The organism is Sphingomonas sp. BE123, assembly GCF_031456015.1.
GTDB lineage: Bacteria > Pseudomonadota > Alphaproteobacteria > Sphingomonadales > Sphingomonadaceae > Sphingomonas.
Map to the genome: position 1 here is coordinate 60,031 of NZ_JAVDTW010000001.1, position 21,189 is coordinate 81,219.

18 protein-coding genes are annotated in these 21,189 nt (G+C 66.9%); 10 read left to right on the top strand and 8 right to left on the bottom strand.

Translation table 11 applies throughout. From position 1 onward, the window contains the following. Nucleotides 1–42: 42 nt before the first annotated feature. Together J2Y54_RS00225 and J2Y54_RS00230 are read right to left on the bottom strand one after the other, a co-directional pair. Nucleotides 43–468, bottom strand: coding sequence for a MarR family transcriptional regulator (locus tag J2Y54_RS00225; protein ID WP_310035971.1), 426 nt, complete (start codon nucleotides 466–468; stop codon nucleotides 43–45). Beyond that, the gene (locus J2Y54_RS00230) at nucleotides 465–1,487 is read right to left on the bottom strand and encodes an aromatic ring-hydroxylating dioxygenase subunit alpha (RefSeq protein WP_310035973.1); all 1,023 of its coding nucleotides are present in this window, start codon (nucleotides 1,485–1,487) and stop codon (nucleotides 465–467) included. The genes J2Y54_RS00225 and J2Y54_RS00230 overlap by 4 nt, the downstream gene beginning before the upstream one ends. An 80-nt stretch (nucleotides 1,488–1,567) precedes the next feature. On the opposite strand from J2Y54_RS00230, the gene J2Y54_RS00235 reads away from it, so the two are divergent. After that, the gene (locus J2Y54_RS00235) at nucleotides 1,568–2,674 is read left to right on the top strand and encodes a 5-methyltetrahydropteroyltriglutamate--homocysteine S-methyltransferase (RefSeq protein ID WP_310035974.1); all 1,107 of its coding nucleotides are present in this window, start codon (nucleotides 1,568–1,570) and stop codon (nucleotides 2,672–2,674) included. Nucleotides 2,675–2,791: 117 nt separating this feature from the next. Here J2Y54_RS00235 and J2Y54_RS00240 read toward each other — a convergent pair whose 3' ends face one another. From J2Y54_RS00240 to ligK, 4 genes are all read right to left on the bottom strand, one after another. Continuing rightward, nucleotides 2,792–3,940: a multidrug effflux MFS transporter gene (locus tag J2Y54_RS00240; RefSeq protein WP_310035976.1), complete on the bottom strand. Its 1,149-nt coding sequence runs from the start codon at nucleotides 3,938–3,940 to the stop codon at nucleotides 2,792–2,794. A gap of 32 nt (nucleotides 3,941–3,972) precedes the next feature. Continuing rightward, nucleotides 3,973–4,866, bottom strand: coding sequence for an amidohydrolase family protein (locus J2Y54_RS00245; RefSeq protein WP_310035977.1), 894 nt, complete (start codon nucleotides 4,864–4,866; stop codon nucleotides 3,973–3,975). Next, nucleotides 4,863–5,915, bottom strand: a complete 1,053-nt coding sequence (locus J2Y54_RS00250; protein WP_310035979.1) for a 4-oxalomesaconate tautomerase — start codon at nucleotides 5,913–5,915, stop codon at nucleotides 4,863–4,865. Before J2Y54_RS00250 ends, J2Y54_RS00245 begins: the two co-directional genes overlap by 4 nt. Before the next feature lie 138 nt (nucleotides 5,916–6,053). Then, nucleotides 6,054–6,728, bottom strand: a complete 675-nt coding sequence (gene ligK / locus J2Y54_RS00255) for a 4-carboxy-4-hydroxy-2-oxoadipate aldolase/oxaloacetate decarboxylase (protein ID WP_310035980.1) — start codon at nucleotides 6,726–6,728, stop codon at nucleotides 6,054–6,056. Nucleotides 6,729–6,914: 186 nt separating this feature from the next. Between ligK and J2Y54_RS00260 the strand changes: the two genes are divergently transcribed. The 8 genes from J2Y54_RS00260 to J2Y54_RS00295 all read left to right on the top strand — a co-directional run bounded on the left by J2Y54_RS00260 (nucleotide 6,915) and on the right by J2Y54_RS00295 (nucleotide 17,091). Further along, the gene (locus tag J2Y54_RS00260) at nucleotides 6,915–8,123 is read left to right on the top strand and encodes a LysR family transcriptional regulator (RefSeq protein WP_310035982.1); all 1,209 of its coding nucleotides are present in this window, start codon (nucleotides 6,915–6,917) and stop codon (nucleotides 8,121–8,123) included. Between the two features lie 53 nt (nucleotides 8,124–8,176). Next, nucleotides 8,177–9,040, top strand: coding sequence for a DUF1932 domain-containing protein (locus J2Y54_RS00265; protein WP_310035984.1), 864 nt, complete (start codon nucleotides 8,177–8,179; stop codon nucleotides 9,038–9,040). Then, entirely contained in the window at nucleotides 9,037–10,056 is a 1,020-nt protein-coding gene (locus tag J2Y54_RS00270) for an amidohydrolase family protein (protein WP_310035986.1), read from the top strand. The genes J2Y54_RS00265 and J2Y54_RS00270 overlap by 4 nt, the downstream gene beginning before the upstream one ends. Next, nucleotides 10,053–10,463: a protocatechuate 4,5-dioxygenase subunit alpha gene (gene ligA / locus J2Y54_RS00275; RefSeq protein WP_310035987.1), complete on the top strand. Its 411-nt coding sequence runs from the start codon at nucleotides 10,053–10,055 to the stop codon at nucleotides 10,461–10,463. The genes J2Y54_RS00270 and ligA overlap by 4 nt, the downstream gene beginning before the upstream one ends. Nucleotides 10,464–10,465: 2 nt before the next feature. Beyond that, nucleotides 10,466–11,356: a class III extradiol dioxygenase subunit beta gene (locus tag J2Y54_RS00280; RefSeq protein ID WP_310035990.1), complete on the top strand. Its 891-nt coding sequence runs from the start codon at nucleotides 10,466–10,468 to the stop codon at nucleotides 11,354–11,356. A gap of 51 nt (nucleotides 11,357–11,407) precedes the next feature. Then, the gene (locus J2Y54_RS00285) at nucleotides 11,408–12,355 is read left to right on the top strand and encodes a Gfo/Idh/MocA family oxidoreductase (RefSeq protein ID WP_310035991.1); all 948 of its coding nucleotides are present in this window, start codon (nucleotides 11,408–11,410) and stop codon (nucleotides 12,353–12,355) included. Nucleotides 12,356–12,475: 120 nt separating this feature from the next. Then, nucleotides 12,476–13,645, top strand: coding sequence for a 4-hydroxybenzoate 3-monooxygenase (gene pobA / locus J2Y54_RS00290; RefSeq protein ID WP_310035993.1), 1,170 nt, complete (start codon nucleotides 12,476–12,478; stop codon nucleotides 13,643–13,645). 101 nt (nucleotides 13,646–13,746) lie between these two features. Further along, nucleotides 13,747–17,091 carry a PAS-domain containing protein gene (locus tag J2Y54_RS00295; RefSeq protein ID WP_405052852.1) on the top strand — a complete coding sequence of 1,115 codons (3,345 nt, stop codon included), beginning with the start codon at nucleotides 13,747–13,749 and terminating at the stop codon, nucleotides 17,089–17,091. Here the strand turns inward: J2Y54_RS00295 and J2Y54_RS00300 are convergent. Together J2Y54_RS00300 and acs are read right to left on the bottom strand one after the other, a co-directional pair. Next, nucleotides 17,065–17,703: a response regulator transcription factor gene (locus J2Y54_RS00300; protein WP_310035996.1), complete on the bottom strand. Its 639-nt coding sequence runs from the start codon at nucleotides 17,701–17,703 to the stop codon at nucleotides 17,065–17,067. The genes J2Y54_RS00295 and J2Y54_RS00300 overlap by 27 nt on opposite strands. Continuing rightward, on the bottom strand, nucleotides 17,700–19,646 hold the full coding sequence (gene acs / locus J2Y54_RS00305) for an acetate--CoA ligase (protein WP_310035997.1): 1,947 nt from the start codon (nucleotides 19,644–19,646) through the stop codon (nucleotides 17,700–17,702). The genes J2Y54_RS00300 and acs overlap by 4 nt, the downstream gene beginning before the upstream one ends. Nucleotides 19,647–19,811: 165 nt before the next feature. On the opposite strand from acs, the gene J2Y54_RS00310 reads away from it, so the two are divergent. Further along, nucleotides 19,812–21,161 (top strand): DcaP family trimeric outer membrane transporter, encoded by a 1,350-nt coding sequence (locus tag J2Y54_RS00310; RefSeq protein ID WP_310035999.1) that lies wholly within the window; start codon nucleotides 19,812–19,814, stop codon nucleotides 21,159–21,161. Nucleotides 21,162–21,189 lie beyond the last annotated feature (28 nt).

Sequence of the window (21,189 nt, forward strand, 5' to 3'; positions counted from 1 at the left end):
CTCCAGCGGCCGTGTCCGGCCATTGTTATATCTGAAAACAACCTATCGATAGATGCGTGCGAGCAATTCCTCAAGCGTTCCCAGTTCGGCCTTGCTGAAACGTGCCTTCAGCCATGTTTCATGCGCGGCGATCGCGACCTTGGCCTGCGCCAGCAACGCCTCGCCCGTCTCGGTCAGCCGGAATGCGATCCGCCGGCCATCGGTGCGCGACGGGCTGCGTGACACGAGGGCGCGCTTTTCCAGCCCGTGCACCAGCGCCATCGTCGTCGCGCGGTCCATGTCGAGCGCCTGGGCAAGGTCGGCCTGCGCCAGATCGGGGTGATCCCCGGTCAGCCACAGCACCGATACCTGTTTCTGCGTCAGCCCCAGATCGGCGAAATGCTCGACGAAATGCCGCTGCACCGCGCCGTGCGCGCGCCGCAGCCGCAGGCCAAGGTTGCGGTCGAGATCGCCGCGCCCGATCGTCACGCCTGTTCCGCCTCCATCAACTTGCGGATGATCGCCCGCGCGCGCACGCTGCCCTGATCGATCGAATAGCCGCGCAGCTTCATGTCGGGATTCGCCGCGATGCTGCGCTGCTGCGCCTCCAGCACTTCGACATCCTCGTCGAACACCTGGCCCTGCTGCGCCTTGAACCGTGCGGTAAAGCCGGCATCGTCGATGTCGAAGTTGCGCGCCATGCCCCAGAAATAGTGAGTCGTCGTTTCGGTCTCGGGTGTCATGGCATCCACCACGACGCCGCGCACCCCCGAATCGTGACTGTCGATCGTGTCCCCGGCATCGGCGGGCGACACGCCGACATCGATCAGCACCGATGACGGCGGCAGGAAGTGGCAGATCTGCCAGCGATCGACCGGCCCGGCCGAACGCAGCGCATCGCGCCAGAAGGGCGGCGGCTCGATCCCCGGCATCCAGCGGCGCACGAACACCTCTTCGCCCTTCACGATCGTTTCGATCGGCGCCTCGGTAATTTCATGCTGCCCGATCGACCCCTGATGCACCCAGGTCTCGTGGGAGAGGTCCATGAGGTTGTCGATCACCAGCCGGTAATCGCAGCTGATATGGTTATACCCGCCATCGAACGTCCATCCCGGCGCGCTGCACGGCCAGAAATCGGGGATCGTCGCCGGATCCGCCTTCGCCGCCTCGCCGATCCACACCCATACGAAGCGATGCTTCTCGACCACCGGGTACAAGGTGGCGCACACCGCCTTGGGCACCGGCTCCGACTTGATCGGCATCTCGTTGGCACAGCCATCGGGTTCGATCAGCAGCCCGTGATAGCGGCACCGGATCGAATCGCCCTCCTTGAACCCCATCGACAGCGGGAGCAGCCGGTGCGGGCACGCATCGCGCATCGCCACCACGCTGCGATCGAGCTTGCGGTACAGCATGACCGGTTCGCCACAGATGGTGCGCGCGATCGGCGTGCGGTCCACCTCCGAATCCCATGCGGCGACATACCAGCGGTTGGTGATCCAGGTCATTGCCTCGCTCCTCTTCCTGTCCTATCGATCGTTGTAGCATTTTGTATGTAACACGTACAAATATCGCAAGGAGAATCAGGATGCCTACACCCCCGTTCCGCGCCGATCATGTCGGCAGCTTCCTCCGTCCCAAGGCGCTGATCGACGCGCGCGCCGCGTTCAAGGCCGGCGACATCGACGCCGCCGCCCTGCGCGCGGTCGAGGATGAGGCGATTCGCGGCGTGGTGAAGTTCCAGGAGGATCTGGGGCTTCAGGGGATCACCGACGGCGAATTCCGCCGCACCTATTTCCACACCGATTTCCTGCTCCAGCTCGACGGCGTGGAAGAGGCCGGCGGCACCCAGGTCAAGTTCCACCAGCATGGCGGCAAGGAGCTGGAATATGCCCCGCCGGTCATGAAGATCACCGGCAAGATCGGCCATGCCCGCGACATCCAGCGCGCCGATTACGAATTCCTCGCCAGCTGCACGTCGCGCACGCCCAAGGTGACGATCCCGTCGCCGACGATGCTGCACTTCCGCGGCGGCCGTGAAGCGATCGACAGCGCCGCCTATCCCGATCTCGAGGATTTCTACGCCGACCTCGCCGCCGCCTATCGCGCCGAGATCGCCAGCCTCGCCGATGCCGGCTGCCGCTACCTCCAGCTCGACGACACCAACCTCGCTTACCTGTGCGACGAAACGCAGCGCGAGAATGCGAGGCTGCGCGGCATGGACCCCGACGCGTTGCCGCGCCTCTATGCGCAGATCATCAACGACTCGATCCGCGACAAGCCCGACGACATGGTCGTCTGCGTCCATCTGTGCCGCGGCAATTTCCGCTCGAGCTGGGCGGCCGAGGGCGGTTACGAACCCGTCGCCGAAGTGCTGTTCAACGAGTTGAAGATCGACGGTTATTTCCTCGAATATGACGATCCCCGCTCGGGCGATTTCGCGCCACTTCGCCATCTGCCCAAGGGCAAGACCGTCGTGCTCGGCCTCGTCACGACCAAGCTCGGCGAGCTGGAATCCAAAGACGACGTCAAGCGCCGCATCGACGAAGCCGCGCAATTCGCCCCGCTCGACCAGCTCGCGCTGTCGCCGCAATGCGGCTTCTCCTCCACCGTCCATGGCAACGACATCGAGGTCGAGCAGCAGGCGGCAAAGATGCGCCTGGTGATCGACGTGGCGAAGGACGTCTGGGGGTAAGCCCACAACCGTCACCCCCGCGAAAGCGGGGGCCCATCTCCTGCAAGATCAGCAACCGAACCGGTGCTGTTTGTGGATAGTCCGGGAGACGGGCCCCCGCCTATGCGGGGGTAACGGCTACGGTTTACTGACCGCCTGATTGCTCAAGCCCCGCAACCCCAGCGCCACCACCACCAGCACCCCGATCAACCCCAACTCGACCGCAGGCGATGGCGCCAGCCGCACCGCGAGCGTCGAGATCAGCGCCGCCCCGCCCATCTGCATCGTCCCGAACAATCCGGTTGCCGCGCTCGCCCGTTCGCGCTGCTGCTCGATCGCTTCGGCCAGCAGCGCCGGCCCGGTCAGTCCAGCGCCGAACGCGATCAGGCTCATCGCGACGAACAGCCCGACCAGTCCCGCACCGCTCGCGGCGACAATCAGGATCGCCACCGCGCCACCACCCAGTGCGACCGATCCCGCGGGTTTCAGCGCGTGCGGCCAGCGGCGCAGCACCACCGGCACGCACAACGTCCCCCCGATGATCGCGCTCGCCACGGCCGAATAGAACAGCCCAGCCTGTGCCGGGGTAGCGCCTGCCGCGTCGAGCACGAATGGCGACGCCGCCAGAAAGGTGAAGAAGCCGCCGCTGATCAGCGCATTGGACAGCGCGAGCGGCAAATAGCCACGCTGGCGCAGCACCTGCCAATAGGTCGTTGCGATGCGGCGCAGGTGCACCGGGGCACGGTCGCCCGGCCGCGTCTCGGGCAGCATTCGCACCGCCAGCGCCGCCGCGATCAGCGTCAGCCCGGCCAGAATCCAGAACAGCGCGCGCCACCCGCCGATGCTGGTCACCGCACCGCCCAGCGCGGGTGCAAGGGCAGGGGAGGTCAGCGTCACGCTGGTCAGGATCGCCAGCGGCGCTGCCGCCTTGCCCACAGGCGCGGTGTCGGTCGCCATTGCGCGTCCCGCGATCAGTGACGATGACGCGCCGATTGCCTGGATGGCGCGGCCGACCAGCATCGTCGCCAGATCACCGGCCAGCGCACAGATCAGCGTGCCGATCAGGAAAAGCGTCATTCCGCCAATCAGCACCGGCCTGCGCCCATGACGGTCGGCAACCGGCGCCCAGCCCAGCTGCCCCAGCGCCAGTCCGATCAGGTACAGCGAGATGACCAGCTGTCCGCCCGCCGGCGTCGCGCCAATCCCGTCGGCCAATTGCGGCAGGGCAGGGACGATGATCTGGATCGCCAGCGACCCAAGCGCGATGACCCCGCCCAGCAGGATCAACCGTCCCCGACCCGGCTCGGCACCCGCGATGGTCAGGCTTCCTCGGGCCAGTAGAGCCGCATCGGATTGGCAACGAGCAGCTTGTGCTGCAATGCCGCGGTCGGCGCGATCGCCGGGATCACATCGACCAGCGCGCCGTCATCGGGCAGCACGCGTTCCATGTTCGGGTGCGGCCAGTCGGTGCCCCACAACACCCGATCGGGATAGGCCTCGACCAGCGGCCGCACCGCCTTCACGAAATCGGCATAGGGCGGACCCGCCGGATCGAGCCGGTCGGGACAGGTGACCTTGGTCCAGATGTCATCGCGACTGTCGAGCAATGCCCGGAACGCGGTCATGTCAGCGCCGTCCGGTCCTTGCCGCACATCGGGTCGCCCCATATGGTCGATCACGATCGGCACGGGGATCGCGGCAAGGAACGGCTTCATTTCCTCGAGAATATCCGCCTCGAAATAGACCACGACGTGCCAGTTCAGCCGCGCAATCCGCCGCGCCACATCGAGGAACTTGTCCTTGGGCGCATCGTCCACCAGCCGCTTCAGGAAGTTGAACCGCACCCCGCGAATGCCGCCGGCATGCAGGGCATCCAGCTCGGCATCGCTGATCGCCGGATCGACCACCGCGACCCCGCGACACGTCCCTCCCGACACCGCGATGCCTTTCAGCGTCGCGGCATTGTCGGTCCCGTGACAGCTCGCCTGCACGATGACGTTGCGCGCAAAGCCAAGCTGCGCGCGCAGCGCGAACAGCGCCTCCGACCCGGCATCCTGCGGCAGATATTTGGCTTTGGGGCTGAACGGGAATTGCGCCTGCGGGCCGAACACATGGCAATGCGCATCGACTGCCCCCGGCGGCGGGGTGTAGCGCGGCTTCGATGGCGTCAGCGTCCAGCTGCGGATACGCCCATCGGCGTCGGTGGTGCTCATGCGAAGACTTCCCCGTCCATCAACTTCCGCGCGGTCCGCAGCATCCCGGCCTCGACCGGCGCGCCCGCCTCATCCAGCGTCACGACGCATTCGGTCACCCCGGTCGGATGCTCGACCCCCAATGTCAGCGACCGCCCCTCCGGCACCACCGCCAGGGCGGCCGCCGGCGATCCCTCGATCAGACACGCCGTCGCCACGCTCACCGCTCCCAGCACGCCGATCGACGCATGCACCCGGTGCGGGATCAGCGACCGCACGGCAATCGCGCCGCCATCGCGCGGCGCCGCGACCAGCATCATCTTGGGCACCGACTTGTCGCTCACATCGCCCAGATTCATCAGCGGCCCGGCCTGCAACCGGATCGCCTCGACCTTCGCCTTCATCGCAGCATCGGCGTCGAGCGTGTCGCGGTCCTCATACCCGGTGATGCCGACATCGGCGGCCGCGATCACGACGCATGGCATGCCATTGTCGATCAGCGTCACGGCTACGCCGTCAATCTCGTCGACGCCATTGCCGGTCGGCAGCAGCGCGCCGCAGCTCGACCCCGCAGTGTCCCGAAAGGCAAGGGGGATCGGCGCCGCCGTCCCCGGCACGCCGCTGATGCTGGCATCGCCATCGTACCGCACCCCACCGCTCGGCGTCTGCACCGTCGCTACCGCGACCTGCCCGGTATTTTCCATGAAGATCGCGACGCGCGTCGCGCCATCCTGCGCCGCGACCAGCCCGCGCTCGATCGCGAACGGCCCGATCCCGGCCAGGATATTTCCGCAATTCTGCGCATCGGTGACGATCGCCTGATCGACGAATACCTGCAGGAACAGATAATCGACGTCGACCTCGTCGCGCTCGGACTTGCGCACCACCGCGACCTTGCTCGTCAGCGGATCGGCGCCACCCATGCCATCGATCTGCCGCGGATCGGGAGACCCCATCACCCGCAGCAGAAAGGCATCGCGCGCGGCGGTGTCGCTGGGCAGATCATCGGCAAGGAAATACCCGCCCTTCGACGTTCCGCCCCGCATCCACATGCAAGGAACGCCGCTCATTAAATCCTCCCCGGAACGGGGAGGGGGACCATGCGCAGCATGGTGGAGGGGGCCCGAGGCAAAGGAACCCAGTGACGCAGGGCCCCCTCCGTCAGCGCTTCGCGCTGCCACCTCCCCGTGCCGGGGAGGATTGTAGCGCTACTCATACTTCAACCCCATCTCGGCCAAGCGCGGCCGCATGTCATAAATGTCGAGCCCGAGCTCACCCGCTGCCAGCCGCACCCGCTTGGCTTCCTCGGCCGCCTCCCGCTTGCGCGCCGCCTCCAGCACCGCCGCAGCATCGCCGTGCTTGACCACGCACACGCCATCGTCATCGGCAACGATCACATCGCCCGGCTCGATCGCTGCGCCCGCGCACACGATCGGGACATTGACCGACCCCAGCGTATTCTTGACCGTTCCCTGCGCGAACACCGCCTTGGACCACACCGGAAAGCCCATCTGCGTCAGGTCACGCACGTCGCGCACGCCTGCATCGATCACCAGTCCCCGGCATCCGCGTGCCATCGCACTGGTCGCTAGCAGATCGCCGAAATAGCCATCGACGCACGGGCTGGTGGGGGCGAGGACAAGGATGTCGCCCGCCTTCAACTGCTCGATCGCGACATGTACCATCCAGTTGTCGCCCGGCGGCGAAGAGATGGTGACGGCATTCCCCGCGATCCGCGCGCCGGAGTAGATCGGACGCATGTAATGCGCGAGCAGCCCGATGCGCCCCTGCGCTTCGTGCACCGTCGCGACGCCGGCCTGGGCAAGGCCATCGACGATGTCCATCGGGGTACGCTCGATATTCTGGACGACGCGTGCACTCATTGTCTTCTCCGGTGCGCAATTGTCGAACCCGGTTTCGGGCCGATGCAGCGTTGTTGCGCGATATGTTCCTCTTCGTGGACATCTCGCGGGCGGCGGCGACTTGTTCGCCTTCCATGGCTGCCCATCTCCAACACGCCATAATATGAATTCCGTTTATGTAATAAGATTTTCGGATATGTTGGCCGCATGATCCGTCCGTTCGAACTCAATCTCCGCCATCTGCGCGCGCTTGGGCAGGTGATCGCGCAGGGCAGCCTCAATCGCGCGGCGGAGGCGGCGGGGCTGTCACAGCCGGCGCTGACGCAGGGGCTGGCCAAGCTGGAGAAGCAGCTCGGCGTGACCCTGTTCGACCGGCATTCGGACGGGGTGACGCCAAGCCCCGCCGGGGCCGCGCTGGCCGAGCGGGTGGAGCGTGCCTTCGACCAGCTTGCCGCCGCGACCCGGCGCTCGGCGCGGGGCGGAACGCGCGGCTTTGCCCGGCCAGAATTGCTGATGACCGCGACCCAGCTCGATGCCTTTCTGCACTTTGCCGATGCGCAGGGCTTTGCCGGCGCGGCGGCGGCGAGCGGCATGTCGCAGCCGGCGGTGCATCGGTCGGTGCGCGAGCTTGAGCAGGTCTGTGCAACGCCATTGGCCGAGCGGCGCGGGCGCGGGATGGCGCTGACGCCCGCAGGCCGCACGCTTGCGCGCGGGGTGCGCCTTGCCGCGAGCGAGATTGCCGCCGGGATTGCCGAGGCGCGCGGTGACGAAGGCGAGGGTGGCCGCATCGCGATCGGCGCGATGCCGCTCAGCCGCGCGCTGCTGTTGCCCCACAGCCTTGCGCAATTCCTGCGCGAAGCGCCGCGCACCGTGGTCGATGTGGTCGAGGGATCGTGGCGCGAACTGGTCGATCCGCTGCTCGACGGCATCATCGACATCATGGTCGGCGCACTCCGCGATGACTGCCCGCCGGGGGTCGAACAGGTGCCGTTGTTCACCGATCGGCTCGCGATTTTCGGGCGGCGCGGGCATCCGCTGGCGCAGGGGGCGGTCGATCTCGACACGCTCGCCGCGCAATCCTGGGTGGTCGGTCCGGTCGGCACCCCGCTGCGCGCGCATTGGGAGGCGCTGTTCGCCGGGCGCACGCTCCCGCAAGTTCCGATCGAATGCGGGTCGGTGATGGTGATCCGCGGACTGCTGGTGCAGAGCGACCTGCTGACGCTGCTCTCGCCCGATCAGGTGGCGCTCGAGGTCGGAGCGGGGATGCTCGAGCGGATCGGTCCGCAACTCCCTGGCGCGGTGCGCACCATCGGCATCAGCACCCGCGCCGGCTGGCGCCCCACCCGCGCTCAGGCGCGCATGATCGCGTTGCTCCACCGCGCATCGGATGAAACCAGACTTCACAAAAACGGATAGCCCCCGACGCAATCCGATTAGAACATGTCGCCGAACATCGCTTCATACGCCCCATGATCGACGCGACATCTCTGCTCGGATTTGGCGAAGCCGGCCAGGCCTTCGCCCAACCCGGCGTCGCGTCGTTCGACATCGCCACCGAGAATGGCGAAACACGTCCACGCAAGATCGCCGATTTCGAGCGGGCCAATGTGCGCTGGTCCGCCACTCCCGCCGGCGCACTGGCGCATGCCGATCTGGTGCTGTGCCTCGTCACTGCGGATCAAGCACTCGCCGCCGCGCAGCGCTGCGCGCCGCTGCTGAAATCCGGTGCCTTGTGGCTCGATATGAACAGCGTTGCGCCCGGTACGAAGCGGGCGGCGGCGCAGGCGATCGAGGCTGCGGGCGGGCGCTATGTCGATGTCGCGGTGATGGCGCCGGTGCTGCCCGCGCGGCTGGGCGTGCCGCTGCTCGTCGCGGGGCCGTACGCTGACGCCGCTGCGGAAGCATCGCGCGCTTATGGCTTTACCAAGGTTTCGATCGCTGGGCCGAAGGTTGGCGATGCGTCCGCGATCAAGATGATCCGGTCGGTGATGATCAAGGGGCTGGAGGCGCTGACCGCCGAATGCGTGCTGGCCGCAGAGCGCGCCGGGGTGCGCGACGCGGTGCTCGCCTCGCTCGACGCAAGCTGGAAGGAACAGTCCTGGGCCACGCGCGCGGACTATAATCTCGACCGCATGCTCGCGCATGGCACCCGCCGTGCCGCCGAGATGGAGGAGGTCGCCAAGACGCTCACTGATCTTGGTGTTGATCCGGCGATGACGCGCGGCACGATCCAGCGCCAGCGTGAGATGGGTGCGCTCAATATGACGCCGCCCGGCGGATTGACGGCGAAACTCGCCGCGATCGAAACGAGGGAAGAGGACCTGCCAGCGTGATCATTGACTGCCACGGCCACTACACCGTCCTGCCCAAGGCGCATGACGCCTGGCGCGAGGAACAGAAAGCGGCGTTCAAGGCGGGGACGCCGTGCCCGCCCTATCCCGAAATCAGCGACGACGAGATCCGCGAGACGATCGAGGCGAACCAGCTGCGCCTGATCAAGGAACGCGGCGCGGACCTGACGATCTTTTCCCCCCGCGCATCGGCGATGGCGCCGCATGTCGGGGATGAGGCGGTCGCGATCGAATGGGCACGGCGCTGCAACGACCTGATCGCGCGCGTCGTCGGGCTGTTCCCCGAGACGTTCGTCGGCGTGTGCATGCTGCCCCAGTCGCCCAAGGCCGACATGCGCGCGAGCATCGCCGAGCTGGAGCGCTGCGTGACCGAGCTTGGCTTCATCGGGTGCAACCTCAACCCCGATCCGGGCGGCGGGCATTTCACCCATCCGCCGCTGACCGACCGCTATTGGTATCCGTTCTACGAGAAGATGGTCGAGCTGGACGTCCCGGCGATGATCCACGTGTCGGGCAGCTGCAACCCGGCGATGCACGCGACCGGCGGCTATTATATCGCCGCCGACACGATCGCCTTCATGCAGTTGCTGGAGGGCGATCTGTTCGCCGATTTCCCGACTTTGCGCTTCATCATCCCGCATGGCGGCGGCGCGGTACCGTACCATTGGGGGCGCTATCGCGGCCTGGCCGACATGCTGAAGAAGCCGGCGCTCGACACGCATTTGATGAACAACATCTTCTTCGACACCTGCGTCTATCACCAGCCGGGTATCGACCTGCTGGCGGATGTGATCGAGAACAAGAACATCCTGTTCGGGTCGGAAATGGTCGGCGCGGTGCGCGGGATCGATCCGACCACCGGGCATTATTTCGACGATACCAAGCGCTACATCGATGCGCTCGACATCAGCGATGCGGAGCGTGCCGCGATCTTCTCCGGCAATGCCCGCCGTGTCTTCCCCCGCCTCGACGCCAAATTGAAGGAGCGCGGCCTGTGAGCAACCACACCGACATCCACGCCTATCTCGCCGAATTCGACGACATCCCCGGCACCCGCGTGTTCACGGCGAAGCGTGCGCGCGCGGGTTATCATATGAACCAGTTCGCGATGAGCCTGATGAAGGCGGAGAACCGCGAACGCTTCAAGGCGAACGAGCGCGCCTATCTCGACGAGTGGCCGCTCTCCGAAGAGATGAAGCAGGCGCTGCTCGCCCGCGATTACAACACGTGCCTCGATCTGGGCGGTAATGTCTATTTCCTGGCCAAGCTGTTCTCGACCGACGGCATCCCCTTTGCGGAAGCGGTCAGCACGATGACCGACATGAGCTTTCCCGAATATCGCGAGATGATGATGCGCGGCGGGCGTTCGCCCGAGGGCGTCCGCTCGATCAAAGAAGGACGTTGAGCATGGCACGGATTACCGCAGGCGTTGCATCGAGCCATGTGCCGCTGCTCGGCGTTGCCGTCGATCAGGGCAAGGATCGCGACGATTATTTCGGGCCGATCTTCGCCGGCTATGACTGGACGCGCGAATGGGAGAAGGCCGAAAAGCCGGACGTCGTGATTCTGGTCTACAATGATCACGCGTCGGCGTTCGACATGAAGATCATCCCGACCTTCGCGATCGGGTGCGGCGAGCGCTACAAACCGGCCGACGAAGGCTGGGGGCCGCGCAAGGTTCCGGACGTGGAGGGGCATCCCGACCTGGCCTGGCACATCGCGCAGAGCCTGATCCTCGACGAATTCGACATGACCGTCATCAACGAGATGGAGGTCGATCATGGCCTGACCGTGCCGCTGAGCATGATGTTCGGCACCCCCGATGCCTGGCCGTGCAAGGTCATTCCGCTCGCAGTCAACGTCGTCACCTATCCGCCGCCCTCGGGCAATCGCTGCTGGGCATTGGGCGAGGCGATTGCGCGGGCGGTGGCGAGCTTCCCCGAGGACCTGAACGTGCAGGTGTGGGGCACCGGCGGCATGAGCCACCAGCTGCAGGGGCCGCGCGCGGGCCTGATCAATCGCGCGTGGGACAATATGTTCCTCGACGGGCTGATCGGCGAAAGCGATCACCTGCGCCGCATCCCGCACATCGAATATCTGCGCGAAACCGGGTCCGAGGGGATCGAGATGGTCATGTGGCTGATCATGCGCGGCGCGCTGGGCAAGCGCACCGCTGCGCTGCACCGTCATTATCACATTCCCTGTTCGAACACCGCGATCGGTCACCTCGTCCTGAGGCCCGATAATGGCGAGGGGCTGGATATGGCTGGGAGTGGGTTCGCGCAGGCGGCGGAGTGAACTGTTTCTAGCCCCTCCCCTTCAGGGGAGGGGCTTAAGAAGGAGAATAGCATGAAAATCGCACTCGCAGGCGCCGGGGCTTTCGGCGAAAAGCATCTCGACGGGCTTCAGAAGATCGACGGGGTCGAGGTGATCTCGGTCGTGGGTCGCCGGATCGAACCGACCCAGGCGGTCGCTGACAAATACGGCATTGCGCACGCCACCACCGACCTCGCCGAGGCGCTGGAGCAGCCGGGTCTCGACGCGGTGATCCTGTGCACCCCGACCCAGATGCACGCGGCGCAGGCGATCCAGTGCATGGATGCGGGCAAGCATGTGCAGGTCGAAATCCCGCTGTGCGACAGCCTGGCCGATGGTGAGGCAGTGCTGGCCAAGGCGCAGGAAACCGGGCTGACCGCGATGGTCGGGCATACGCGGCGCTTCAATCCGAGCCACCAGTTTCTGCACCGCAAGATCGCGGCGGGTGAGCTGAACGTCCAGCAGATGGACGTGCAGACCTATTTCTTCCGCCGCCAGAACATGAACGCGAAGGGCGAGGCGCGCAGCTGGACCGATCATTTGCTGTGGCATCATGCCGCACACACGGTGGACCTGTTCGCCTATCAGGCCGGGCCGATTGTCGCCGCCAACGCGATCGAGGGGCCGCACCATCCCGAACTCGGCATCGCGATGGACATGTCGATCCAGCTCAAGGCGGAAAGCGGTGCGATCTGTACGCTGAGCCTGTCGTTCAACAATGACGGGCCGCTCGGCACCTTCTTCCGCTACATCTGCGACAACGGCACCTGGATCGCGCGCTACGACGATCTGGTGACCGGGCGCGAGGAGCCGGTCGACCTGTCCGGCGTCGCGGTGTCGAACAACGGCATCGAGCTGCAGGACCGCGAATTCATCGCCGCGATCCGCGAGGGCCGTGAGCCCAATGCCAGTGTCGCGCAGGTGCTGCCCTGCTACCGCGTGCTGCACCAGCTGGAGCAGCAGCTCAAGGCGGCAGGCTGAACGTCAATTAAATCATCCGTTCGCCCTGAGCTTGTCGAAGGGCGGTTCTTCTGGTCGCGATGCCGAAAGAAGAACGGGGCTTCGACAAGCTCAGCCTGAGCGGGGTTGGGGAACCGAGTTATGAAGACCCAGGTTGCGATCATCGGGGCAGGGCCGTCCGGCCTGCTGCTCGGCCACCTCTTGCGCCAGGCGGGGGTGGACTGCGTCGTCGTCGAGCGGGCGTCGCCCGACTATGTGCTCGGCCGGATCCGGGCGGGGGTGCTGGAGACGGTGACCACGGATCTGATGGCCCGGCTCGGCCTCGATGCGCGGATGAAGCGGGAGGGGCTGGTCGAGGCTGGGTTCAACCTCGCCACCGATGACCGGTTGATCCGCATCGATATCGCCGCACTCACCGGGCGCAACGTGATGGTCTATGGCCAGACCGAGCTGACCCGCGACCTCATGGATGCCGCTCCCGAGCGCGGACTTGAGGTGATCTACGACGCGGACGACGTCGCGCTGCACGAGATCGAGGGCGATACACCGTTCGTCGCCTATGCGAAGGACGGCGAGACGCACCGGATCGACTGCGCCTATATCGCCGGGTGCGATGGCTTTCACGGCCCGTCGCGCAAGGCGATTCCGGCGAGCGCGGTGCGGGAGTTCGAGCGGGTCTATCCGTTCGGCTGGCTCGGGATTCTGGCGGATGTGCCGCCGTGCCATGACGAGCTGATCTACGCCAATGGACAGCGCGGCTTTGCACTCGCCTCCATGCGATCGAAGACGCGCAGCCGCTATTACATCCAGGTGCCGCTGACCGACCGCGTCGAGGACTGGAGCGAGGATCGCTTGTGGGACGAGCTCGCCGCACGGTTCGATCCGATCAGTGAGCATAAGGTCACGCGCGGCCCGGCGCTGGAAATGTCGATCGCGCCGCTGCGGTCCTATGTGTTCGAGACGATGCGGCATGGCCGGCTGTTCCTCGCCGGGGACAGCGCGCATATCGTGCCGCCGACCGGGGCGAAGGGGCTGAACCTGGCCGCGTCCGACGTCGCCTATCTCTGCGACGCGCTGGTGGGCGCGGTGAAGCAGGGGGATGCGGCGGGGCTGGACGGCTACCAGGCGCGCGCGCTCGCGCGGATCTGGAAGGCGGAGCGGTTCAGCTGGTATCTGACCAAGCTGATGCACCGCTTCCCGGAAGACGGCGCGTTCGAGCACCGGATGCAGGAGGCCGAGCTGGACTATGTCGCCAGCTCGACCGCGATGCAGACCGCGATTGCGGAAAACTACGTCGGGCTGCCGCTCTAGCCGGTTGGCTGGCCCTTCCCGAAGCGATCGTCTAGCATCGCTGGCGGGAGGGGGCAGATGACCGCAGCGCATCGCCGCACTGGGCTTGGGGCAGGGCGAAGGTGAGCGTGATCGCTGCCGCCGCGCTGTCGCTCGCGCTCGTCCTGTTCCTGTTCGCCATTGCCGCGCTGGTCGAACGGCGGGGGACGGGGACCGGCGGCAACCCGCGCTGGCGGCACGGTGCTTACACCCTCGCGCTGGGCGTTTATTGCACGAGCTGGACCTTTTACGGCGCGGTTGGCAGCGCGGTCCGCGACGGGTGGAGCTATCTGCCCATCTATCTCGGTCCGATCCTGCTGCTCTTGCTTGCCCCGCGGTTCCTGCGCCGGATCGCGCGGGCTGTCGCGGAGGAACGCGCGACGAGCGTGTCGGATTTCATCGCCGCGCGCTTTGGCCATGACATTGTGGTGGCGCGTCTGGTCACGGTGATCGCGCTGCTCGGCTCAATCCCCTATCTGGCGCTGCAGTTCCGCTCGATCGGCACGGCGATCTCGGCGGTGTCGGGCAGCGATGTGACGGTTCCGGCGATGGTGGTCGCCGCAGCGTTGCTGGCGCTGTTCGCGATCGCATTCGGCGCGCGCCGCTTCGAGCTGGCGGGGCGCAGCGAAGGCCTCGTCTACGCCATCGGCATCGATTCCGCACTGAAGCTGATTGCCCTGCTCGCGGTTGCTGTCGGCGCCATGGCGCTGCTCGCGGACATGCGCGGTCCGGCCCTGTCGGACGGGGCCGCCCGGCTTGGCGCCAATTTCGGGCTTGGCGCGCTGTCGATCGATGTCGGCGTGATCCTGTTGCTGGCGACCGCAGCGATCATTGCGCTGCCCCGGCAATTCTACATGGCGCTGGTCGAAGCGCGCGGCGAGAGCGATCTGGCCGACGCGCGCTGGGGGCTCGCGGGCTATCTTGCGGCGATGGCCGTGCTCGTCCTGCCGATCGCGCTGGCCGGGACCGTCCTGCTTGGGCCGGATACGCCGCCCGACCTCTACGTCCTTTCCGTTCCGGCAAGTGCTGAGACCATGCTGCTGGTCGGGTTTGCGCTGCTTGGCGGGATCAGCGCGGCGGCGTCGATGGCGATCGTCGAATCGCTGGCGCTGGCGACGATGGTGTCGAACGATCTGGTGTTCCCGACGCTGATGCGGCGGGCGGGCGACGCGCCATCCGGAGCGATCGGCCGCCGGACATTGTGGGTGCGCCGGATCGCGATCGTCGTCATCATGCTGCTGGGGCTCGCATGGGGGCTGTTGATCTCGGGCCGCGAGTCGCTCGCGTCGATCGGCCTGGTCGCCTTTGCGGCCATGGCGCAGTTCACCCCGCACCTGATCCTGGGCACGCGGGCGGGCGGGCGCGACCCGCTTGCGGCGCGGGTCAGCCTGAGCGTCGGACTCGTCTTCTGGGTCTATACCCTTGCCTTGCCGCCGGTGCTGCCGGGCGAATGGATGGCGATGTTGGCGGGGAGCTGGTTCGATCCGCTCCGCCTGCTCGGCATCGGGAGCGCGTCGCCGCTCGTGCACGGCGTGTTCTGGAGTATCGGCGCCAATCTGCTCGCCTATGCGCTGGTGGCGGCGCGTGGGGTGCAGCGCCCGGCGCTGCCCCGTTTTCCGCGTGCGGCCCGGCCGGTGGGTTCGGTGCGCGAGCTGGTCGAACTGACCGGGGGCTTCGTGGGGCGGGAACAGGCCGAACAGGCGTTTGCGGGCGTTCCGGGGGACGCCGCGGTCGACCGCGCCGCCGCCGCCCGCGCGCGCGAGCAGATCGCGCAGGTCGTCGGCGCATCGTCGGCGCGGGCCGTGGTCGCATCGGCGCTGGCGGGCGGTGCGCTGGAGCTTTCGACGGTCGCGCGACTGCTCGATGAAGGCGGCCAAAGCCTACGCTTTTCACGCGGGCTGCTCGCCGCAACCTTCGAAAATATCGATGCCGGGATCAGCGTGGTCGATGCGCAGATGAACCTGGTTGCGTGGAACAGCCGCTATCTGGAGCTGTTCGGCTATCCGCCCGGCATGGTTCGGGCCGGAATGCCGGTTGCCGAGCTGATCCGCTACAATGCGGGGCGCGGCGATTTCGGTCCGGGCGCGATCGATTATCATGTGGCAAAGCGGCTGGAACATATGCGTCGCGGCCAGGTCCACAGCTTTGAGCGCCGGCGCCGCGATGGGCGGGTGATCAAGACCGTCGGCGGCCCGATGCCTGGCGGGGGCTATGTCATGTCATTCACCGACATGACCGAGGAAGCGCGGGTGCGGGAAGAGCTGCGCGAGACGCTGGACGCGCTGGAGGACCGGGTCGAGGCGCGCACCCGCGAATTGCGCGAAGCGAACCGCCAACTGGCGCGCGCCGATCGGGACAAGACCCGCTTTCTGGCCGGGGCAAGCCATGATCTGTTGCAACCGCTCCACGCCGCGCGCCTGTTTACCGCAGCGCTGGCGCGCGAGGCGGGGCCGGCCCGTCCGGAACTGGTCGAGCGCATCGAAAGTGCAATCGTCGCGGCTGAGGATCTGCTTCGCGCGCTGCTCGACATCAGCCGGTTCGATGCTGGAGGGGTCACGCCGCAGCCGGGGCGGGTCGAGCTCGGCCCGTTCCTGCGGGACCTTATCGAAACAAGCCGGCCCATCGCCGAGGCAAAAGGCCTGGTCGTGCGGGCCGGGCCGTTGCCGGGAACCGTCGAGAGCGACGCCGGGCTGTTGCGGTCGGTGATCCAGAATTTCCTGACCAATGCGATCCGCTACACGCCCAGCGGCGGCGTTCTGGTCGGCACGCGCCGGCGCGGCGATCTGTGGCGGATCGACGTCGTTGATACCGGCGTCGGCATCGACGCGGATCAGGTGGAAACGATCTTCGACGAGTTCACCCGCCTGAACGCGGTCGAGGCTGAAGGCGCGGGCCTTGGCCTTGCGCTGGTCCGCCGGATCGTGCGGCTGATCGGCGGACGGGTCGAGGTGCGCTCTCGTCCCGGTCGCGGAAGCCGGTTCAGCCTCTATCTGCCGGCTTCGGGCAGCGGCGCGGCGGCAATGCGGCCTGGGATTGCGCGCGCGGAGCTGCGCGGGCAGTCGCTGCGCGTGCTCGCGATCGACAATGACGAGCGGATCGTGGCCGCCACAGTCGCGCTGCTGCGAAGCCTGGGTCACCGCGCGACGGGCGCGCGCTCCGGTGCGGCGGCGATGGCGCTGCCCGGGCCGTTCGACGCGGCACTTGTCGATGTCCAGCTCGACGATGGGGAAAACGGGTTCGACGTCGTCGCCCGGCTGCGCGACCGCCAGCCGGATATGCCGATCCTGCTGGTGACCGCCGAAACCGGCGTCACGCTGCGCGCGCGCGCCCAGGCTGTCGGGGTCGGGGTGCTCGCCAAGCCGGCGACTGCCGAAGCGATCGAGGCGTTTCTAGCGGCGGCGTCAGTGGCGCAGGTCGAGCCCGAGTGAGCGCGCGACCAACGCCGCCTGGGTGCGGTTGCGCACGTCCAGTTTTCGCATGATCGCGGTCATGTGCGACTTCACGGTCGCCTCGCTGATGCCAAGCTGGTGCGCGATCTGCTTGTTCAACTGCCCGTCGAGCACGGCAAGCAGAACCTTGAGCTGGGTCGGAGTCAGCCCGGCGACCGCGTGGCGGATCGCGTCGACATCGCCCGGCATCGCCGACGCGGGCGCTGGCGGCGCGATGCCGCGCAGCGCCCGCCCGATCGCATCCTCGATCGCGTCGAGGCCGCTGCCCTTGTGCAGGAACCCCACAGCGCCAAAGGCGCGTGCTTCTTCGGCCGCGACGCCGGCGTCGGCGCTGGACACGACCAGGATCGGTACGTCCGGGCATTCGGCATGCAACAGGGCGATCCCCGAATAGCCGACCGCGCCCGGCATGTTGAGGTCGAGCAGGATCAGGGCCAGCGGGGTGGCCTGATCCCCCGCAGCGGCCGCCGCGGCCGGAAGCGTTCCGGCCTCGACGATCGCGGCGCCGGGCGCGACCCTTTCCACCGCCATGCGCAATGCCTGGCGGAACAGCGGATGATCGTCCGCAATCAGGATCGCCCCGCCGCTCACCCGGCAACCAGATGCGGCCGGTTGGCGAGCAGGTGATCGACGACCGCAGGATCCGCGAGCGTCGACGTGTCGCCCAGATTGCCCACATCATTCTCGCCGATCTTGCGCAGGATACGACGCATGATCTTGCCCGAACGCGTCTTGGGCAGGGCCGGGGCAAACTGGATCACGTCCGGGGTCGCGATCGGACCGATTTCGTGCCGGACCCACTGGACCAGCTCGCGACGCAGCGCATCGTCGGGTTCCACTTCGACATTGGTGGTGACAAAGGCGTAGATGCCCTGGCCCTTGATGTCGTGCGGCATGCCGACGACGGCGGCCTCGGCAACCTTGTGATGCGCGACCAGAGCGCTTTCGATCTCCGCCGTGCCCATGCGGTGTCCCGACACGTTGATCACGTCGTCGATCCGTCCGGTGATCCAGTAATAGCCATCTTCATCGCGTCGACAGCCATCGCCGGTGAAATAGCGGCCGGGGAAGGTGGTGAAATAGGTCTGGAAGAAGCGTTCGTGATCGCCCCAGACGGTGCGCATCTGGCCGGGCCAGCTGTCGTTGATCACCAGGCACCCGTCGCCCGCGCCGGTAATCTCGCGCCCGTCATTGTCGAGCAGCGCCGGCTGGACCCCGAAGAACGGCTTGGACGCCGATCCCGGCTTCAGCGCGGTTGCGCCCGGCAGCGGCGTGATCATCGCGCCGCCGGTTTCGGTCTGCCACCAGGTGTCGACGATCGGGCAGCGTCCTTCACCGACGACGCGGTGATACCATTCCCATGCCTCGGGATTGATCGGCTCGCCAACGCTGCCCAGCAGCCGCAGCGAAGCGCGGCTGGTGCGCGTGACCCAGTCATCGCCTTCGCGCATCAAGGCGCGCAGCGCGGTCGGCGCCGCATAGAAAATCTCGACCTTGAACTTGTCGACGACCTGCCAGAAGCGGCTGGCGTCGGGGAAATTCGGCACGCCTTCGAACATCACGGTCGTCGCACCGTTCATCAGCGGCCCATAGACGACATAGCTGTGACCGGTGACCCAGCCGATATCGGCCGCGCACCAGTAAATCTGGCCGGGGCGATAATCGAACACCGTTTCGTGCGTCAGCGCGGTCCACACGGCATAGCCGCCGGTCGTGTGCAGCACCCCCTTGGGCTTGCCGGTCGAGCCTGACGTATAGAGGATGAACAGCGGATCCTCCGCGCCCATCGCCGCGGGCGGACAATCGTCGGACTGCGCCGCTGCCTCGGCCCAGTCGATGTCGCGCCCCGCGACCATCGCCACGTCCGCGCCGGTACGGCGAAGCATGATCACGCGTTCGACGCCGGGGCAGCGGGTCAGCGCTTCATCGACATTGGCCTTGAGCGGGATATGCTTGCCCCCGCGCAGCCCTTCATCGGCGGTCAGCACGATGCGGCTGTCGCAATCCTGGATCCGCCCGGCCAGCGCATCGGGTGAGAAACCGCCAAAGACAATCGAATGGATCGCGCCGATCCGGGCGCAGGCCAGCATTGCGACCGCAGCCTCGGGAACCATCGGCAGATACAGCGTCACCCGATCGCCGCGCCCGATCCCCTGCGCCTTGAGCAGATTGGCGAAGCGACAGACATCGGCATGCAGTTCGCGATAGGTGATCGACCGGTGCGGTTCGTCAGGGCTGTCGGGTTCCCACAGGATGGCGATCGCGTCGCCGCGTTCGGCAAGGTGGCGATCAAGCGCGTTCGCGCTGATGTTGAGCGTCCCGTCGGCGAACCATGCGATCCCGAAATCCGCTTCGTCGAAGCTGGTTTCCTTCACGCGCGTGAACGGCGTGATCCAGTCGATGCGCTGCGCTGCTGCGCGCCAGAAGGCTTCGGGATCCTCGACCGACTGGCGATACAAGCGGTCATAGCCATCGGCATCGACGCGTGCATTGGCCGCCCATTCCGGCGGCACCGGATAGATCGTCTGTCCCATCACTCTCTCCTGTCGCACATGGCTTTCCCAACGCCTAGCGCATCGTGCCGCGCCGGTCAGTCCGACAAAGGTCGTACATCTGCGACCTTGGTCGGGATAGGCGGTACCGCATGGGTGCCGCATGCTGAACCCCGCACCCGGATCAGACCGGGGCGGGAGGCAGATATGGAGAGGATCGTCCGGGCAGCGCATTGGTTGCTCGCCACATCGGCATGTGTCGCACCGGCGGCGGCGCTGGCACAGAACACGGTACCGTCGGCGGATCTGGCCGCGCGGGTCGAGCGGATGGAAGCCGAGCTTGCGACATTGCGCGCCGAACTGGCGGCAGCGCGCAGCGCGCCGGCACCGGCAGCGGCGCCCCCTGCGGCGGCACCCGCCAGCGTGGCGAAGGACGGCTTTTCCGCCGGCGCCACCCGGGTGCGACTGGGCGGGTTCGTCAAGACCGTCGCGAGCAGCAGCCGGTTCAGCGACGGCGAGGTCGCGACCAACTCGCTCGGGCGTGACTTCTACCTGCCCCAGGCGATCCCGACACATGGCGGTCCAGCCAGCCGGGTGCAGGATTTCAGCGCCAAGCAGACGCGCTTGTGGCTCGATCTCAAGCGCGACATCGCGGGTCATTCGGTCGGGGCCTATGTCGAGACCGATTTCCAGACCGCGGCGGGAACCCAGGGGTCTCAGCGTACCACCAACGGCTACAACCTCGCCCTGCGGCGCGCCTATGTCCAGATCGACGGATTTACCGTGGGGCAGGACTGGACCACGTTCCAATATGTCGGCGCGCTTCCCGAAAGCACCGATTTCGTCGGTGCGACCGAGGGCACGGTGTTCGTGCGCGAACCGCTGATCCGCTACTCTTCGCCGCTCGGCGGCGGGGCAACGTTGCACGTGGCGCTGGAGAACCCCGAGTCCGGCACCGCGACGCTGGGCACGCCCGCCCTGGTCGAGAATGGCGACGATCGCCTGCCGGACGCCGTCGCCCGGCTCGCCTATGCCGGCAGCCTCGGCGAATTGTCGCTGGCCGGCCTGGTGCGGGAGGTCCGCGTGGAGGCGGCCGGTGTCGCCGATCACCGCCTTGGCTGGGGTGTCAGTGCCGGTGGCAAATTGTTCCTGGCCGCCGACAAGCGCAGCGACGTGCGTTTCATGGCCACTTATGGGCGCAACATCGGTCGCTATGTCGGATTGAACTTCGCCCCTGATGCGGTGCTGGTGCCGGGCAGCGGCCTTGCCGACGTCACGGTGTTCGCGGCGCTCGGCGCGGCCCGGGTCGCGATTGCGCAGGATGTCCGCGTCAACCTGATCGGCAGCTATCAGCATGTTGGCTATGCCGACACGCTGTCGCCGGTAGCGCTGGCGGGCTTCAACCGCAGCGCATGGAGCGCCGCAGCGAACCTGTTCTGGTCGCCGGTCGCGCAGGTCGATGTCGGCATCGAGCTGCGCCATGGCGAACGGCGTCTGGTGAGCGGGGCGGCGGGGCAGCTCGACCGGGTCGAGCTTGCTGTCAAATACGGGTTCTGAATCGCGATAACAGAAGAGGGAGAGGGCT

Excerpts from the sequence above, each read along its gene's own strand:
- acs (WP_310035997.1), bottom strand. The coding sequence starts at position 19,646 with ATGGGACAGACGATCTATCCGGTGCCGCCGGAATGGGCGGCCAATGCA.
- J2Y54_RS00280 (WP_310035990.1), top strand. The coding sequence starts at position 10,466 with ATGGCACGGATTACCGCAGGCGTTGCATCGAGCCATGTGCCGCTGCTC.
- pobA (WP_310035993.1), top strand. The coding sequence starts at position 12,476 with ATGAAGACCCAGGTTGCGATCATCGGGGCAGGGCCGTCCGGCCTGCTG.
- J2Y54_RS00235 (WP_310035974.1), top strand. The coding sequence starts at position 1,568 with ATGCCTACACCCCCGTTCCGCGCCGATCATGTCGGCAGCTTCCTCCGT.
- J2Y54_RS00230 (WP_310035973.1), bottom strand. The coding sequence starts at position 1,487 with ATGACCTGGATCACCAACCGCTGGTATGTCGCCGCATGGGATTCGGAG.
- ligK (WP_310035980.1), bottom strand. The coding sequence starts at position 6,728 with ATGAGTGCACGCGTCGTCCAGAATATCGAGCGTACCCCGATGGACATC.
- J2Y54_RS00285 (WP_310035991.1), top strand. The coding sequence starts at position 11,408 with ATGAAAATCGCACTCGCAGGCGCCGGGGCTTTCGGCGAAAAGCATCTC.
- J2Y54_RS00260 (WP_310035982.1), top strand. The coding sequence starts at position 6,915 with ATGATCCGTCCGTTCGAACTCAATCTCCGCCATCTGCGCGCGCTTGGG.
- J2Y54_RS00265 (WP_310035984.1), top strand. The coding sequence starts at position 8,177 with ATGATCGACGCGACATCTCTGCTCGGATTTGGCGAAGCCGGCCAGGCC.
- J2Y54_RS00245 (WP_310035977.1), bottom strand. The coding sequence starts at position 4,866 with ATGAGCACCACCGACGCCGATGGGCGTATCCGCAGCTGGACGCTGACG.
- J2Y54_RS00250 (WP_310035979.1), bottom strand. The coding sequence starts at position 5,915 with ATGAGCGGCGTTCCTTGCATGTGGATGCGGGGCGGAACGTCGAAGGGC.
- J2Y54_RS00310 (WP_310035999.1), top strand. The coding sequence starts at position 19,812 with ATGGAGAGGATCGTCCGGGCAGCGCATTGGTTGCTCGCCACATCGGCA.